General features: G+C 35.9%; 10 protein-coding genes. 5 read left to right on the top strand and 5 right to left on the bottom strand.

From position 1 onward, the window contains the following. The first annotated feature begins 61 nt into the window (after positions 1-61). Complete coding sequence (locus tag BHE19_RS03095; RefSeq protein ID WP_070905898.1) at positions 62-2,614, top strand: sodium-translocating pyrophosphatase; 2,553 nt, start codon at positions 62-64, stop codon at positions 2,612-2,614. 78 nt (positions 2,615-2,692) lie between these two features. Here the strand turns inward: BHE19_RS03095 and BHE19_RS03090 are convergent, their stop codons facing one another. The 4 genes from BHE19_RS03090 to BHE19_RS03075 all read right to left on the bottom strand — a co-directional run bounded on the left by BHE19_RS03090 (position 2,693) and on the right by BHE19_RS03075 (position 4,971). Continuing rightward, positions 2,693-3,061, bottom strand: coding sequence for a helix-turn-helix domain-containing protein (locus BHE19_RS03090; protein WP_070905897.1), 369 nt, complete (start codon positions 3,059-3,061; stop codon positions 2,693-2,695). A gap of 5 nt (positions 3,062-3,066) precedes the next feature. After that, entirely contained in the window at positions 3,067-3,363 is a 297-nt protein-coding gene (locus BHE19_RS03085) for a type II toxin-antitoxin system HigB family toxin (protein ID WP_070905896.1), read from the bottom strand. 175 nt (positions 3,364-3,538) lie between these two features. Further along, complete coding sequence (locus tag BHE19_RS03080) at positions 3,539-4,153, bottom strand: deoxynucleoside kinase (protein ID WP_017498354.1); 615 nt, start codon at positions 4,151-4,153, stop codon at positions 3,539-3,541. Further along, positions 4,153-4,971, bottom strand: a complete 819-nt coding sequence (locus BHE19_RS03075; RefSeq protein WP_070905895.1) for a hypothetical protein — start codon at positions 4,969-4,971, stop codon at positions 4,153-4,155. Before BHE19_RS03075 ends, BHE19_RS03080 begins: the two co-directional genes overlap by 1 nt. A gap of 223 nt (positions 4,972-5,194) precedes the next feature. On the opposite strand from BHE19_RS03075, the gene BHE19_RS03070 reads away from it, so the two are divergent. The 3 genes from BHE19_RS03070 (at position 5,195) to BHE19_RS03060 (ending at position 11,145) form a co-directional block, all read left to right on the top strand. After that, a complete protein-coding gene (locus BHE19_RS03070; protein WP_070905894.1) occupies positions 5,195-6,094 on the top strand; it encodes a GLPGLI family protein in 900 nt (299 codons plus the stop codon). A gap of 31 nt (positions 6,095-6,125) precedes the next feature. Further along, positions 6,126-8,813, top strand: coding sequence for a carboxypeptidase-like regulatory domain-containing protein (locus BHE19_RS03065; RefSeq protein ID WP_070905893.1), 2,688 nt, complete (start codon positions 6,126-6,128; stop codon positions 8,811-8,813). Between the two features lie 91 nt (positions 8,814-8,904). Beyond that, positions 8,905-11,145 (top strand): hypothetical protein, encoded by a 2,241-nt coding sequence (locus BHE19_RS03060; RefSeq protein ID WP_070905892.1) that lies wholly within the window; start codon positions 8,905-8,907, stop codon positions 11,143-11,145. Positions 11,146-11,207: 62 nt separating this feature from the next. On the opposite strand, the gene BHE19_RS03055 is transcribed toward BHE19_RS03060, so the two are convergent. Further along, positions 11,208-12,974 (bottom strand): DUF4153 domain-containing protein, encoded by a 1,767-nt coding sequence (locus BHE19_RS03055; RefSeq protein WP_070905891.1) that lies wholly within the window; start codon positions 12,972-12,974, stop codon positions 11,208-11,210. A gap of 179 nt (positions 12,975-13,153) precedes the next feature. On the opposite strand from BHE19_RS03055, the gene BHE19_RS03050 reads away from it, so the two are divergent. Further along, on the top strand, positions 13,154-14,620 hold the full coding sequence (locus BHE19_RS03050) for a M28 family metallopeptidase (protein ID WP_070905890.1): 1,467 nt from the start codon (positions 13,154-13,156) through the stop codon (positions 14,618-14,620). The last annotated feature ends 276 nt before the right edge of the window (positions 14,621-14,896 follow it).

The following is a 14,896-nucleotide window of genomic DNA, read 5'->3' as shown; positions in this document are numbered from 1 at the left end:
TAAATTCGTTTGAGTTAGTTTATTGACTTTTAACTATTAACCAAAAAACCATTACTAGATTATGAATGCATTTATGATTTATTTGCCAATCGTTATGGCAATTTTAGGATTACTTTTCATGGGAATAAAAAGGGCTTGGGTTTTAAAACAAGATGCGGGCGACGGAAAGATGAAAGAGATTTCAGAACACATTTATGAGGGAGCCCTCGCCTTTTTAAAAGCAGAATATAAATTATTGACCATTTTTGTAATTATTGCCAGTATTGCATTGGCCGGAATTACTTTTATTCCGGGAGTTAAAACGCATTTATTAATAGTAGTTGCCTTTATATTTGGAGCCTTATTTTCAGCTTATGCCGGTAATATCGGGATGAAAATAGCGACAAAAACGAATGTTAGAACCACACAGGCTGCCCGTACGAGTTTACCGCAGGCTTTGAAAGTTTCGTTTGGCGGAGGAACCGTAATGGGACTTGGGGTTGCAGGTTTGGCCGTGTTAGGACTTACAGGGTTCTTTATTATCTTCTTTAATATTTTATCAGGAGGCGTATGGAAAGATACCGAAACGATGACGGTTGTTCTGGAAACACTGGCAGGGTTTTCACTTGGTGCCGAATCTATTGCTTTATTTGCCAGAGTAGGTGGTGGAATTTACACCAAAGCTGCCGATGTTGGTGCCGATTTAGTAGGTAAAGTAGAAGCCGGAATTCCGGAAGATGACCCTCGTAATCCGGCTACAATTGCCGATAACGTTGGGGATAACGTTGGGGACGTTGCCGGTATGGGAGCCGATTTATTTGGTTCGTATGTCGCGACAGTTCTGGCCGCAATGGTTTTAGGGAACTATGTGATTAAAGATATGGGAGGCAATATCGCGGATGCTTTTGGCGGAATCGGACCAATTTTGCTTCCAATGGCAATTGCCGGTTTCGGAATTTTATTCTCGATTATCGGAACTACACTGGTAAAAATAACAGATGATAACGCCAAAGAAGCGCAGGTGCAAAAAGCATTAAATATAGGAAACTGGGTTTCTATTGTTCTTACAGCAATTGCCTGTTTCTTTTTAGTACAGCACATGTTACCGGAAGTAATGACAATGGAATTCTTCGGAGAAGGATCGCAGCAGATTTCTTCTATGCGAGTTTTCTATGCCACTTTGGTAGGTTTAGTAGTGGGTGGAGCAATTTCATCCGTTACGGAATATTACACAGGATTAGGGACAAAACCGGTTTTAGCCATTGTACAAAAATCATCAACAGGCGCCGGAACAAATGTAATTGCAGGTTTGGCAACCGGAATGATTTCGACTTTTCCAACCGTTTTATTGTTTGCAGTAGCCATTTGGATTTCTTATGCTTTGGCAGGATTTTACGGAGTTGCTTTAGCGGCTTCTGCAATGATGGCTACAACAGCGATGCAATTGGCGATTGATGCTTTTGGTCCAATCTCTGACAACGCAGGAGGAATAGCCGAAATGAGTGAATTACCTAAAGAAGTACGAACCAGAACCGATATTTTAGATTCAGTAGGAAATACTACCGCTGCAACCGGAAAAGGTTTTGCTATTGCCTCAGCAGCTTTAACGTCTTTGGCATTATTTGCAGCTTATGTAACTTTTACCGGAATTGACGGAATCAATATTTTTAAAGCACCGGTTTTAGCCATGTTGTTTGTGGGTGGAATGATTCCGGTTGTTTTCTCAGCTTTAGCGATGAATTCTGTTGGAAAAGCGGCTATGGATATGGTATATGAAGTACGTCGACAGTTTAAAGAGATTCCGGGAATTATGGAAGGAACCGGAAAACCTGAATATGGTAAATGTGTTGAAATTTCAACAAAAGCGGCTTTGCGCGAAATGATGCTTCCTGGGATTCTAACGATTGGTTTCCCAATTGCAATTGTATTATTAGGCAAACTGGTTTATGCAGACAACAATCAGTTAATTGCTGAGATGTTAGGAGGATATATGGCGGGAGTAACGGTTTCAGGAGTACTTTGGGCAGTTTTTCAAAATAATGCCGGTGGTGCCTGGGACAATGCGAAAAAATCATTTGAAGCCGGAGTTTTAATCAATGGCGAAATGACGTACAAAGGATCGGATGCACACAAAGCAGCAGTAACCGGAGATACCGTTGGAGATCCGTTTAAAGATACTTCAGGTCCTTCTATGAATATCCTGATTAAACTGACTTGTTTGATCGGTTTGGTAATTGCACCTATTTTAGGAGAAGGACATTCGTCTTCAGGAATGATGGAAAAAGGTTCTTGCTGTAAAAAAATGGAAATCCACCTTGGAGGAGATTCTAAATGTGGAGATTTTTCGAAAATGACTAAAGAAGAATGTGTCAAAATGTGCAAAGAAAAAGGATGTTCTGCCGAAGAAACAGCAAAATGTCTGGCGCATTATGATGCTAACGGAAAATACGTTCATCAAAAAACAGATTGTTTTGATACTACAAAATACAGTAAAAAAAGAGTAGAAGTAAACCTGTCTACAGTTAATGGGGTCACAGTGGGAACTGTAACCAAAACCGAAAATGGTAAAACCACTACAGAAGTTTTTGAAGGAACAGAAGCCGAAGTAAAAGCCAAAATTGAAGCTGTGAAATAGTTTAGTAATTTGTCGGCAGGTTTTCAAAACCTGTTAGGAAAATAACGAAAAATGCCTCTAAATATTTAGAGGCATTTTTTATGGATTTAAAGCATATTCTTTAATTAAGGTTGAAGCTGGAATATGAAGCGCTTCTGTCAAAATCCTGATTTGGTTTAAGGTTAAGGCTCTTTTTCGTTTAAAAATTTCGGATACTCTTGAGCGACTGTTTAAAATAACTCCTAAATCGGCGTCAGTAATTCCATTTTGTTCCATCATAAATTTAATGGCTTCAATTGGGTCAGGTTCCGAAATAGGATAATTTATTTGTTCGTATTTTTCTATGAGTGTAACTAAGATATCTAATTCATCACCTTCATCCGTATTGGGTTTCGCATCAAAAATAGCATTTACACGTTCTAAAGCAAGATCATAATCGTGTTCCGTTTTAATAGGTCGTATTTCCATATTACTTATAAGTTTTTAATATCGTCAAGTTTGTCATAATCAGTGTGGGTACCCACAAATAGAATGTAGACAATTTGAGTTTCATAATTAATTTTTACAATTAAGCGATAATGATTTCCACAAATATTAAAAACGACTTTATTATGGCCAACAAAATCTGCAGAACCGAAGATTGCTTTTATAGCATTTGAATTATCAAAATTATTTTTATCAAAGATTTGATACCATGATAACAACTGTTGTTTTGCATTTGGGAAACATTCCCAAAAATTTTGCAAGGTTCTTTTGGCTATTATTCTCATAATTGATTAGGCAAAGATAAGTGTTTTTTCCCAATTCGGGAAATGTTTTTTAAGAAACGAAATAAAAGTAGGTTATTATTTACAAATAAAAAAATATTAAAACTTTAAATAACAAAAAATGCCTCTAAACATTTAGAGGCATTTTCATTGGTGTAAATTTGTGAAATTCGTGTTTTTAAAACAATCCGTTTAGCTCAGCATCAATTCTGTTAATGATGTTTCCTAAGTCTTCCGGATTATCTACGAAATTAATATTGTCAACATCAATAATCAATAATTTCCCTTTAGTGTATGTTTGTATCCAAGCTTCATATCTTTCGTTCAGACGGCTTAAATAATCAATTGAAATAGAATTTTCGTAATCACGTCCGCGTTTGTGAATCTGTCCTACCAGATTTGGGATAGAGCTTCTCAGATAAATTAACAAATCAGGAGCTTTTACTAATGACTCCATTAATTCAAAAAGAGAAGTGTAATTTTCGAAGTCACGACTTGTCATCAATCCCATAGAATACAGGTTGGGAGCAAATATATGGGCATCTTCATAAATGGTTCTGTCCTGAATAATTTTCTTTCCGCTTTCGCGAATTTGTAATATCTGACGGAAACGACTGTTTAGAAAGTAAATCTGAAGATTGAACGACCAACGCTCCATTTGATGGTAAAAATCATCTAAATACGGATTGTCAACTACATCTTCGTAATGAGGCTCCCATTTAAAATGTTTCGCCAACAATTTAGTTAAAGTAGTTTTTCCGGCTCCTATATTTCCTGCTATCGCTATGTGCATTACGGTGTTACGATTTTATAATTTGTGATTTCTTTAGCTGTAAAAATAGATAAAATTTGGTCTTTGTAATAGAATTTGTCGAAGGATTTTTCTAAAATCTCAATTTCAGAAAATGCATTGGAGTCCGGACTTGTAATGTCTTTAAAATACAACAAATTAGCCTTGCTGAAAAGATATTGATGATGGTTCATAATTTCGACAGCGTCATAATCGGGGATTTTGCCCAAAGCCGTTATTTTTCCGAAAATGGTACACGAGAACCAATTGTTTTTTTTGTCAATCCAATAAAAAGTATTGAAATCGGTCAGGTAATATTTTATAGGTTCTGTTAATGGTGTAGAAACCGTTTTATATTCATTATTCAGATAATCAAAAAGACCAATTTGTTGATTTAAAGAATTGTAAATCCACAATTGATTTTGCGCTGACATTCCAATTGCCGAAACGATAATTGGAGTGTTGTTAAACGAAAAATTAATTTCAGTAATTTTATTCAGCTGATTGTCGAGTAAAACCACCGTATTGAAGTCTTCGTAAAACAAAACTATTTTAAGCGGATTCTGTAAATCGACTTTCGTGATCGTTCCGAGAGAAACATTTTTATATTCGAAAATCTCTTTTTCTTTGATTTTGGAGAAGACATTATTTTTAATTTGATAGTAATATCCAAACGAATCATAGCCTAAAAATTGGTCGACTTTATTAGCAAACTGAGAGACTTGGACCGCTTTTATTTTTAGGTTTTGCGAAAACACAGTCGGGAAAGAACAGATCACAAAAAGAAAGGATAAAAGAAAAGGATGTGTCGCTCTGTTCATAATGTTTACGTTTCTAAGAGCCAAATTACAAAAAACTACAGTAGAAATGGTGCAAAACGCTGATATTTAGATTTTACCACTTTCGAAATTGTAATGGTCTGATAAATAATTGATTTTGTCTATATCTTAAGGGAGTTGATCTATTTAATTTTCTGTATTTTAAAATAAACAATACATTTGAGTATAAGTTTATTAGACCAAATTCACTTTTAAAGCTAACACAATGAAAAAAGCAATCTATTATATGTCGTTGATGCTTGTAATCACACAGATGCAGGCTCAGAAAGATTTTCAGGGAATGGCCGTTTACGAATCAAAAACACAGGCTCCAAAAATGGGAGAAATACGTGCGAATCGTGAAATTACACCCGAAATGCAAAAGAACATGGAAGAGCGAATGAAGAAAATGCTTGAGAAAACATTTGTTTTGAATTTTGATAAATCGGCTTCTATTTATAAGGAAGAAGAAAAATTAGAAACTCCAGGGCAACAAGGAGGGGGGATGCGCGTGATGGTCAATTCGTTTATGGGTGGCGGCGGAACTTTTTACAAAGATGTCAAAGCCAAAACCTACACGGTAGATAAGGAATTTATGGGTAAAGAATTTCTGGTAATAGATTCCCTGCCGAAGCTAAACTGGAAAATGGAATCTGAAACGAAACAAATTGGAGGATACACCTGCTACAAAGCCACAGCAGTAAAAGAAGCCAGCAAAACAGATTTTAGGAATCTCAGACCTAAAAACAAAGAGGAGAAAAAAGACGATAGCGGGAAGACTTCCGGAGAAACGAAGACCAATTTTGCAGATAATTTCGAAATGCCCAAAGAGATTATTATAACTGCCTGGTATTCGCCGGAGATTCCGGTAAATCAGGGACCTGAGAATTATTGGGGATTACCGGGTTTAATACTTGAAGTAAATGATGGAAGAACCACTATTCTATGTTCTAAAATAGTATTGAATGCAAAAGATAAAATTGAAATCAAACCTTCCAAAAAAGGGAAAGTGATTTCGCAGAAGGACTATGACGAAACGGTCATTAAGAAAATGGAAGAATTGAGAGAAATGAACCGCGGTCGCGAAGGCGGTCCTGGCGGCGGCCCGGTATTGATAAGACGTTAATTTATAGCACATCACCTTTAGTTTTTTTCCAATGAAAAATATACTTGTCTTCGTTATTTTATTAATGACGTCTCTTTGTGTTGCCCAAACCGTACGTTTTGATGGTTTTATTCAGGACGAAAAAAAGAATCCATTGGAAATGGCCAATGTGATGGCGGTTAACACCGCTACAAAAGCTATGGATTCGTACGGAATTACCAATGACAAAGGGAAGTTTCAGCTAACATTGAAGCCTAACACTTCCTATTCCATCAAAATAAGTTACCTCGGGATGAAATCAAAAGAAATTACGATTTCAACTCAAACGGCTAACATCGCACAGAATATTGTTATGGACGATGCCGGAATTGAATTAGAAGGTGTTGAGATTGTTCGTGAAATGCCGGTGTCGATTAAAGGAGATACTATCGTTTACAATGCCGATTCTTTTAAATCTGGAACCGAAAAAAAGCTGGAAGATGTATTGAAAAAACTGCCGGGTGTTGAGGTAAATGCCGATGGAGAGATTGAAGTTGAAGGCAAAAAAGTCAGTAAATTAATGGTCGAAGGAAAAGACTTTTTTGATGGGGACACGAAACTTGGGGTTAAAAATATTCCGGCGGATGCCATTGATAAAATTCAGGTTCTGAGAAATTACAATGAAGTCAAAGCACTAAAAGGTCTGGAAAACGATCAGGACAATGTGGCGATGAATATCAAACTTAAGGAAGGTAAAAAGAACTTTTGGTTTGGCGATGTGACCGCCGGAATTGGCGTTGCAGAACTTGACAGCCGTTATATCATCAACCCGAAATTGTTTTACTACAGTCCGGAATACAGTATTAATCTGATTACCAATTTTAATAATATTGGGGAGTTGCCACTTACGGCACAGGATTATTTTAAGTTCACAGGAGGATTTAAAAACATGATGAAAAAAGGAGGAAGCAACTTTAATGTTTCGTCTAATGATTTGGGAATTTCGATTTTGAGAAACAATCGCGCTAAAGAAATTGAAACGAAATTTGGGGCAACAAACTTTGCTTATACCATTACAAAAAAGTGGAACATCAGCGGTTTTGGGATATTATCTACTTCGAAAACTGATCTCGAAACCAAATCGAAAACAACTATTTTAGATTCCGGAAACGAACAAAAAAGGGACGAATTAACGCATCAAAAAAATAATTTGGGACTTTTTAAGCTCAGTTCGAGTTATAAACCCAACGAAAAATTTCAGTTTGATTACGATATCTTAACCAAATTATCCAAACAAAATGAAGATGGTAATTTGTTGCGCGAATCGGTTGTGAGTAACATTTCGGCTTTGGAAACCATTTTAACCAATAAAAGACAGGATCCAACTTCGGTAAATCAGGATTTGAGTTTGTATTACACCCAGAGCGACAAAAACATCTTTGCTTTCGAAATGCAGCATTTGTATCAGGATGAAAATCCGTTTTACAATGCCAATTTACGCACACAGCCCTTTGATCTGGCCGGTTATACTTCCGGACAAAACAGAAATGACCTGAACCAGGAGCGGTTCGTAAAAACCAATAAAGTCGATGCTAAATTGGATTACTATTATATGGTGACGCCAAAAAGCAACATCAATATTACGCTGGGAAATACATTTTCGTATCAGGATTTTAATTCTCATATTTTTCAGATTTTGGACAATGGAACTAAAAATGATCTGAATGATCCCACGAATAACAATCAGGTACAGTACAATTTTAATGATGCATTTCTGGGATTTCACTATAAAATACTGGCAGGTAAATTTACATTGACCCCTGGAGTCAGTGTGCATACTTACAACATGAAAAACACACAATCAGGAACCAATTATTCGCAAAACTTTATGAAAGTACTGCCTGATTTTTTTGCCTTGTATCAAATCAAAAAATCAGAAACGCTTACCTATAATTTCTCTTTATCTAACGATTTCACCGATATCAATCAGTTGGCTTCGGGCTACGTTTTGTCCGATTACAGCAGTTTGTTCAGAGGTAACCGTTATCTGGAGAATGCAACATCGCAGGTACACTCTTTGCGTTATTTCAAATACAATATGTTCAATTTCGAGAATATTTTTGCCAATGCGACTTACACTAAAAAAGTAGATGCCATCAAAACAAAAGCAAATTTTGAAGGGATAAACCAGTCTTCATCACCTTATAACTCGAACCTGGCCGATGAAACTTTTACCGGAATGGGGAATTACGGACGTTCTTTCCTGAAAAATTATAAAGCTTCTGCCAATGCAACTTTCAATTGGTCAAAATTCAATAATATTCAGAACAATATTCTGGCAACAACGGAGAGTTTTAGTCAAAGTTATACTGTTAGAGCTTCAACAAATTATAAAAACTTTCCAAATATAGAATTTGGATACAATGCATTAATTAATAAATACAGCGGTTCAACGTTTTATACCGATAAGCCTTTTGCCAGACTGGATTATTACTTCCTGAAAAGTTTCTCGTTTGTTTCGGAATATGAATTTTACCATTATTACAACGCTGACAAAACAGTGGACAACGAATATGATTTTTTAAGTGCCAGTTTAATTTATCAAAAAAAGGACAGCAAATGGGAGTATAAAATCGCAGCGACGAACCTCTTAAATACAAAGTACCTCAATGATGACAGCTTCTCACAGTTTTCCACAAGAGTTTCACAATACACGGTACAGCCTCGTTACATCATCTTTTCAATGAAATATAATTTATAGTATTTTAAGTACAAATGTTATATTTTTAGTACTCGATTTCAAATACAATACGGTATCTTTGCGCGCGATATTAACAACCAAAATTTTAGACATGCGCAATTTTACATGTAGTTTCTTAATGTTTTTTTGTTTCGTTTTTTCTTCTTTTTCTCAAACAAAAACTGTTGAAAAAGGAACTTATTTTTCGACAAACCGAGGGCAAAAAGTCAAATTAAATTTATTAGAGAATGGTAAGTACGAATTTATATTGTATTTCGGTGATTACAATGTAAAGGGGGATTCATTACTATTTTCTCAAAATAAGAGTGTTGAAGAAGGTTTTGATCTTTCCTTTATAACGGATAAAAAGGCAAAAAAAATTAAAATAAAGTTTGTAGATCCTTCTTTTTATCCCTTTTATGTAGGAACACAAAAAGGAAGTGAAGCAATTCAGTATAAAAAACTTTCTGATATCAAGATTGAAACAGATCCGGAGTGGAAAGATCTTGATACAGCATTTGATATTGATAAATGTGATTTTTTATATTTAGCTTTAGAAGGTTATGATACCGAAACCAAACTTTATAAGTATGCACTGCCAAAGGATGTTGCTGAAGTAACTATTAAATACAATTCGCTTACTGAGGGTGATTTAAAAATTTCCGGTCTCTGGGACAAAAAGACCAATCAACTCCGAATTTCAGATAAGGGAGGGAAGAACCCGCTGACTTTTGTAAATGAAAAAGAACAGAAGCCGGAAGCCAAAGAAGTAAAAGTTACCCCTATGGAGAGTCTGAACATTCCTAACTGGACTTATCCGGGGAAAGATCCTGTGGTGGACGCAGATTTTGAAATGACAGTTGATTCTGCCGCTACTGCAGTTGTTGATTCTGCATATGTTCCTGAAATTTACGATTTTAAATTCAAAATTCAGGACAATCTTAAAAGTGCTCTTGCGGCAACTGCAGCCGATAAAACTAAATTCCTGGTTGTGGCAGTTGACACTAAAAACCCTTCTGCAAAAAAGGATTTTGATACTTTTATTCAAAAACAGGAATCCCTTTTGGGCGTTCATATGGCTACTGCTTATGACGCAGAAAATGATTCTTTTAATTTTTATCTGGCCAATGCCAATGATAAAAAATGGCTGAAGTCAATTAAAATTACAGATGATAAAAGTTTGATTGTCTTGAATGAGGATGGGGACGTTTTAGCAAGTGCAAAATCCACATTATCGGAAAAAGAAGCACTTTTTGATGTTTATTCGGATTTTGCGAGAGAATTAAGAAGCGTGGATACTTTCTCTTCACTTGGTAAAGCGTTAAAAAATAAAAAGGCAACGGATGGAGATTTAATTTCCGCATTCCGAAAATCAGTAGTGTCTTATGATTTTGGGGGTTATGATGTAACGTATGCTCAAACCAATGAGCCTAATGAGGGAGATTTTAAGTATGCCAGTACCAAGCTGGACATAAAAGAGGCAACACAAGCGTGGAAAAAATTAATTGAACTGCATCAAAAAGATACAAAACCTAATCTGTATTTGGTAGAGACAATTTTGAAAGAAATCAAAAATCAGGGATTCTCGAGACAAATTTCAAAAGTAGATAAAGTTTTAAACGATACTGATTTTCTTTCGATCGATTATTTAATCAAACATTATGATGCTATTGATGCGGAGCGTTTAGTATACAATGAAAAAGAAGGAGAGAAACACAGTATAGGAAGTTTAAACCAGGAAATTTCGAGCGCTTTACAGCAAAACAAGAATATTGCGGCAAATGAAGCTTCCGCTGCAGGTAACCAAGACAAAACAATCTCGATCTACAAAAAATTAATTGCGGCCGGAAAAGGAAACTTTGAGACCTATCAGAATTATTTAGCTTATTTAGCAGAAACAGCTGAAAACGATGGCTCTAATGGAGCTTATTTGAAGGAATTCAATGCCTATTTTAATACAAATCTGGGAGATAAAGGAAATGTAATCGAAAGATTGGATCAGATGTTTGGTTCATTAGGGACTGATTCGGAATATGGTTTCAATGGTTGGAACTGGTTTAAAGAATACCATTCTAACCTGTGTAATTCAGCAGCATGGACAGTAGTATCAAAACCTGGAAATACTGATTTTTTAAAATCAGCAATAGGATGGTCTGAGTATAGCCTTGCCGTTACAAAGAACAATCCTTATTACTTGGATACTCTGGCGCAGTTGTATTATAAAGACGGACAAAAAAACAAAGCAATCGAGACGCAAATTTTGGCTGCTAAATATCTGAACAGTGAAGTCGAAGAGCAGACAGCAGCTGAAATCAGAGAGACATTAACAAAAATGCAAAACGGAACATATTAAAATAGAAGTGTTTTGTAAAGTAATACCCCCGACAGTTTTCAGGAACTGTCGGGGGTGTTTTTTTATTTTTTTATTTGTACAAGTACGTTTATCATATAACGATTTACGGTTTTCTTATTGTCTTTAATTTTGCCATTCGCGCTGAGGTACGTAATCAGAATTTTATATTTTGAAGTTTGCACCTCCTGAGTTACTTTTTTATCATAATCGTGATCCCGTCTGAAATCAGGACTTGCATTAATAAAATCAGTAATTTTTAATGGAATGCTTTCCTTGTTAATCTCTAAATTTAATCCGTAATCTTCTACCGTAGAGGTAAGAGAATAGCTTTTATTCTCAATTTTTACACAATCATGACATTCATAAGGATTGTCACTGGAAAGGTCAACCGAAAAGTCATATCCGTGAATGTTCAGTACTTCGTTTTGTTGGTAATAAAAGTAAAACGAATCATTGACTTTTTCTTCCCGGGCGTATGCTGACTGGTATTCATAGCCTAAAGCTTCCATGATTTCATAATCGCTTGGATCTTTCTCTTTTTTAAGCAGTGCTTCCAGCTTGGTTTTGGCATACGGAACCATAATTTCAACCCCATAATTGCGCTCTAAAAATGAAACAATACTGCTTAAATCCTGTTGTTGTTCGAAACTCAGTTTTTTAGCGGTTTTATTTTGCACATAACTTTCAAAACGGGCCAGCTGACTGTATTTTGAAATCGAATTAGCACTTTGCGGTCCTGCTATAGAAAACAAGCCTGCGAGACATAAACTTATCGGAATGAACTTTATTTTAGGATGCTTTTGAATGAGAAAATACCCCACAACAAGGGATAACCATACCGACATTAATAGTACATAATAGCGTTCATGTGTAAAACCATACAGATTGATTCGGTACAAAATGGCCCAAAAAAGCAATACTAATAACGGAATTAATAAAAAGTAAAACCATCGGTTAAAAGTTCGCATCCAAAGATTTCCCGTTTCGGAAGCAATAGGGTGAACCAATAAAAAAGACAGGATTCCGAAAATAGCAAACACTAAAACGAGATAGGAAACCCAGCCAACGGGCAGTGAAAGTGTCAGCAGAATTTTTGCTTCATAACAGATTAAAATCACCAGATAAAGACTGATTAAGGGCAGCAACACAAATTGAGTGAAATTTTTAAGTCCTTTCGGGTAATTCAGAACCAGAGGCGTCTGACTATTGTTAGTATCCGGAACGCCGCTTAAAAAGAAAGTGGTATTAAAAATCCCGGCAATCACAAAAAAGACATGCATGTAAATGCGATCGTAAAAGTCAATATTAAAAAGCTTGTCAATCGCTAAAATAGCCAATGCCAGACCGGAATAAAGCACAATACTATATAAACCTGCCGTTAAAATTCTCAGGAAAAGCTGTTTGTTGAATTCCCAAAACTCATCCTGATTGTAAGCTCTTGGCAGGAAACCGGCAAATGAAACTAATAAATGAAACACAATATTCAGAACCATAAACTGCTGTATTTCGACATCTGTAGTGTACTTGTGAAAAGTATTGACAAAGAGAAAAACAAGACTTCCTAAGCCAATACTAATGGCAAAACGCAGGAGATTACTTTTTTTCGAAGCCAAAAAAAACAAACTGACAGAGAGAAATAAAACGAGACTCAAAGAGCAACTCATTAAAGCTTTTTCATAGAATTCTTTGTTGGGACTGTTGTAATTTCCTTCGCTAAGAATTATAGCAAAGACAGTTCCTAGAATGGCGGTTAGTATTTCTAAAGGAAACCGAATAACGGTTTTCAGTGTTGCGTTCAGGACGTTCTGTAACGATGGGAGTTTACTCATTTTTTATCAGTTATTTTGTACTAAGGAAGGTAAAATGTAAGAGATAAACAAATAAAAATAGTAATGCTAAAAAAAGAATACTGCCATTTTGCCGATTTTGCATTTCGGTAATGTTTAAGAGCCTGAGCCGCTTTTTATTCTCTTTAAATCACTAAGTTTGGAATACTAAATTTAAACGTATGAAAAATAAAATGATGCTCGTTTTGATTGCTTACGGAGGAGTAGTTTTTTCGCAGGCAGTTAAGAAACCTTTAGTTTCAGCAATTACAGATAAAGATTTAAAAACCGATATGTACCAGATGGCCGGTGATCATTTTAACGGTCGTGAAGCTGGAACTTTAGATGAATTAAAAGTATCGATGTGGCTCGCCAATAAAGCTAAAGAAGCCGGAATGACTCCGGCAGGTGATGATGGAACTTATTTTCAGTTTTTTGATTTGTACAGGCATCAGGTAACACCCAATACAAAATTTAAAATTGGTCAAAAAGAATATAAACTGTGGAAAGATGTTCTGGTAGCAGAAACGACCAATATTAAAGTAGACGCACCATTGCTTTATTTAGGTGCAGCCACAAAAGAAGCAATTGAAAAAGCGGATGTCAAAGGAAAGGCAGTTGTGTTATTAGCTTCCAAAGAAGGAATAGCAGATGATATTTCGTTATTCGACAGACGTTATCCGGGTTTGGTTCGAAACAAATATTATGATCTTGTGGTAAAAAAGGGCGCAACAGCTCTGATTATGGTTGCTGATGAATTGGCAGAGCAAAGCTGGTCTCAGGTGGAACCACAAATGACAAGAGGAATTTACGGAATTGAAGGTTTTCGGGATAAAATTGGTGCTACAATGCCAGTTTTTTGGGTTCATAACGATCAGTTAGAATACCTAAAAAACACTAAAGATCTTTTATCAACTGAAGTGATTTCAGAAACTTATAAATATCCTTCGGTGAATGTTGTAGGTAAAATTGAAGGAACAGATCCTAAACTGAAAAATGAATATGTTCTTTTTAGCGGACATCAGGATCATGATGGTGTAAGACAAAAATACGGACAGGACTCTATTTACAACGGAGCCGATGATAATGCCAGTACCTGTGTGGCCATGCTGGCGATTGCAAGAGCCTATAAAAAGCAGCCTGGTAAAAGAACTTCTTTATTTGTGTTTCATGGTTCAGAAGAAAGAGGGTTATTAGGTTCAAGATGGTATGCTTCGCACACTACAGTTCCTGAAAAAGATATTGTTGCCGTATTAAACGGAGATATGATTGGAAGAAACAACGTCAATCAGGCGGCGCTTTTGGGGTCTAGTTCTCCTCATGAAAACTCATCTGATCTGGTTGCAATTGCTAAAAAAGCAAACGACGAGGGCCCTAAATTTGATCTGGATAAACTTTGGGACAGACCGGAACATCCGGAGTATTTTTATTTCCGTTCCGACCATTTGCCTTATGCAAGAAGAGGAATTCCATCTGTTTTTTATACCAGTGTTTTGCACAGTCAATATCATACACCAATGGATGAGTCTGAAAACATTGATTTTGTAAAATTGCACAAAATGACCGAATGGATGTATCGCACAGGCTGGATTTTATCGAATGATGCAGGTCGCCCGAAAACATTACCCAACGTACAATTAGAACGATAGGAAATAGTGGTTTGCGTTGAATTTTAGACGCGGATGACGCGGATTCGCTATTGCGAAAACGCGGATAAAAACGGATTTTTTCTTGATTTTTAACTAGAAAAGAACTTAAAAAAGGCTTTCTGAAATTTCAGAAAGCCTTTTTTTATTGTCAACTAATTCGATAGTTTTCAAATATTAAATCCGCGTTATCTGCGGTGAATTAAAATATTGATTTTGTAGAATGATGCAGGTCGTCAGTTATTAAAATAAAAAAACCGGTTTCTATTTTTTAGAAAC

The sequence above is a fragment of the Flavobacterium tructae genome, assembly GCF_001853485.1.
Classification (GTDB): domain Bacteria; phylum Bacteroidota; class Bacteroidia; order Flavobacteriales; family Flavobacteriaceae; genus Flavobacterium; species Flavobacterium tructae.
The sequence above is the reverse complement of the archived record's forward strand: the minus strand, read 5'-3'. Positions and strand labels throughout refer to the sequence as shown.